The 1,744-nt window shown below is 59.2% G+C and carries 1 protein-coding gene and 1 pseudogene; both read right to left on the reverse strand.

The window, feature by feature from the left end:
* Positions 1 to 394: 394 nt before the first annotated feature.
* A complete protein-coding gene (locus tag CFB82_RS22040) occupies positions 395 to 769 on the reverse strand; it encodes a cytochrome c (protein WP_089485283.1) in 375 nt (124 codons plus the stop codon).
* 140 nt (positions 770 to 909) lie between these two features.
* Positions 910 to 1,527: pseudogene (gene glsA, locus CFB82_RS22045) on the reverse strand (glutaminase A); the annotation flags it as partial.
* Between the last annotated feature and the right edge of the window lie 217 nt (positions 1,528 to 1,744).

The following is a 1,744-nucleotide window of genomic DNA, read 5'->3' on the forward strand; positions in this document are numbered from 1 at the left end:
CGGGTTGGCGTACCCATGCACTTGCCATTTCGATGGGCGGCGGTGTTGACGCGCGCGATTCAACTCGCGACGAGGTCGCGTTGCGCGCAGCTCGAAACGACCGCCTGAATTTCGCATGTCCGACTACGCATTGTCCGAATGCGAGACACGGCTGGTCGAACTCCTGGGCAATCGTCATCCCGTCTCGAAGGACGGGAAGGCCAGGGCACGCGTGACGCGCGGTCGCTGACGGGTGTGCGGGGAGGCGTCGTGCGAACCGTGACGTGAGCGCCGGCCGAATCCGCCTTTGGAGAGGCACGCTCGACTGCGCCGCCTCAAAAAATCGACCTTCCCGAATCAGTCGTCAACCCCTCCAGCACCAGCATGCCGGCAATATAAACCCGCGGCAACACATTCATTTTTTCAAAATCAATCCGCTCATGTATTGATTCAAATCGCGGAAATCTTGGACTGTCCAGGAGTGGGGCGGGAGTTTTACGCCGCTCTCTCGCAACGTTTTCGGAATCAGGTCCCCATTGGGGCGGAGGATGACTGACGAGACAATAACGCCTGGATAATCGTTGAGCCGCTTCTTGAAGGCGGGCGTCGTGAGGTCGGGCGTGGGTGGGTTGCTTTTATTGGCCAATGGCCCCGTGCCTCTGGCATCTGCTCCATGGCACATCGCACATCTCGCCAGGAAGATCTTTTTCCCGTTATCACTATCCGCGAAGGCGGGTGATGTTTGAGCAAGCAATGACACACCCAATGAAGCGACGAGGAATATTTTCATTTTCCGTGGTTTTTGTTGTGTGGACCGCTGCATGTCTCTGTGGGGGCGATTGCTTCCGAATGGCGAGTTCTCCATTGAGCGCGCCGATATTCACCTGACGCCATTGCGCCGGATGAGGCACGCCCAACTTCGCCGCTACAAAAAATCGACCTTCCCGAATAAGTCGTCAACCATTCCAAAGCCGTAGTCCCCGCCAGCGAGTTCCCGTTCGCATCGAGCCCCGGCGCCCACACGCACACGGCCATCTCGCCCGGCAGCACGGCGACGGTCCCGCCGCCGACACCGCTTTTCGCGGGCAGCCCGACGCGATACACGAAATCCCCCGCCGCATCGTAGGTGCCGCAGGTCAGCATCAGCGCCGACAGCCGCTTCGCGGAACTCGAATCGACGATCCGCTCGCCGGTGACCGGCGCGACACCGCTGTTCGCGAGGAACAGCGCGGCGCGCGCGAGCTCGACGCAGTTCATCGTGATCGTGCACTGGCGGCAATACGCATCGATCACGATGTCGGGCGGCATCTGCATGTTGCCGAAGCTCGCCATGAAGTGCGCCATCGCGCGGTTGCGCTCTGCATGCTGCAGCTCCGATTGCGCAACGCGCGAATCGTAGTCGATGTCGTTCGCGCCGATCAGCCGCCGCACGAATTCGACGAGCGCCGTCTCGGCCTTCACGAAGCGGCGGTACAGCACGTCGGTGACGACCAGCGCACCGGCGTTGATGAACGGATTGCGCGGCTTGCCGCGCTCGCTCTCGAGCTGCTCAATTTATGGTGACCTGTCAAGCGTCAATAAGCGCTGAGAACCCGATATCTATTGTAAGCTCTCAACAGAAAGTAAATCTATAATTTGATCCGAATCCTTGAAGGACCGTATCGACGTCTTCTTCAAGGGTTTGGATGTCACGCGCCTTGAAGGCCAGCCACTCATATTTCATCTTGTGCCACAGTTTCTCGATGCGATTGAGCTCCGGGCTGTA

Origin of the sequence: Burkholderia sp. HI2714 (assembly GCF_002223085.1) — a bacterium.
Classification (GTDB): domain Bacteria; phylum Pseudomonadota; class Gammaproteobacteria; order Burkholderiales; family Burkholderiaceae; genus Burkholderia; species Burkholderia lata_D.

Excerpts from the sequence above, each read along its gene's own strand:
- CFB82_RS22040 (WP_089485283.1), bottom strand. The coding sequence starts at position 769 with ATGAAAATATTCCTCGTCGCTTCATTGGGTGTGTCATTGCTTGCTCAA.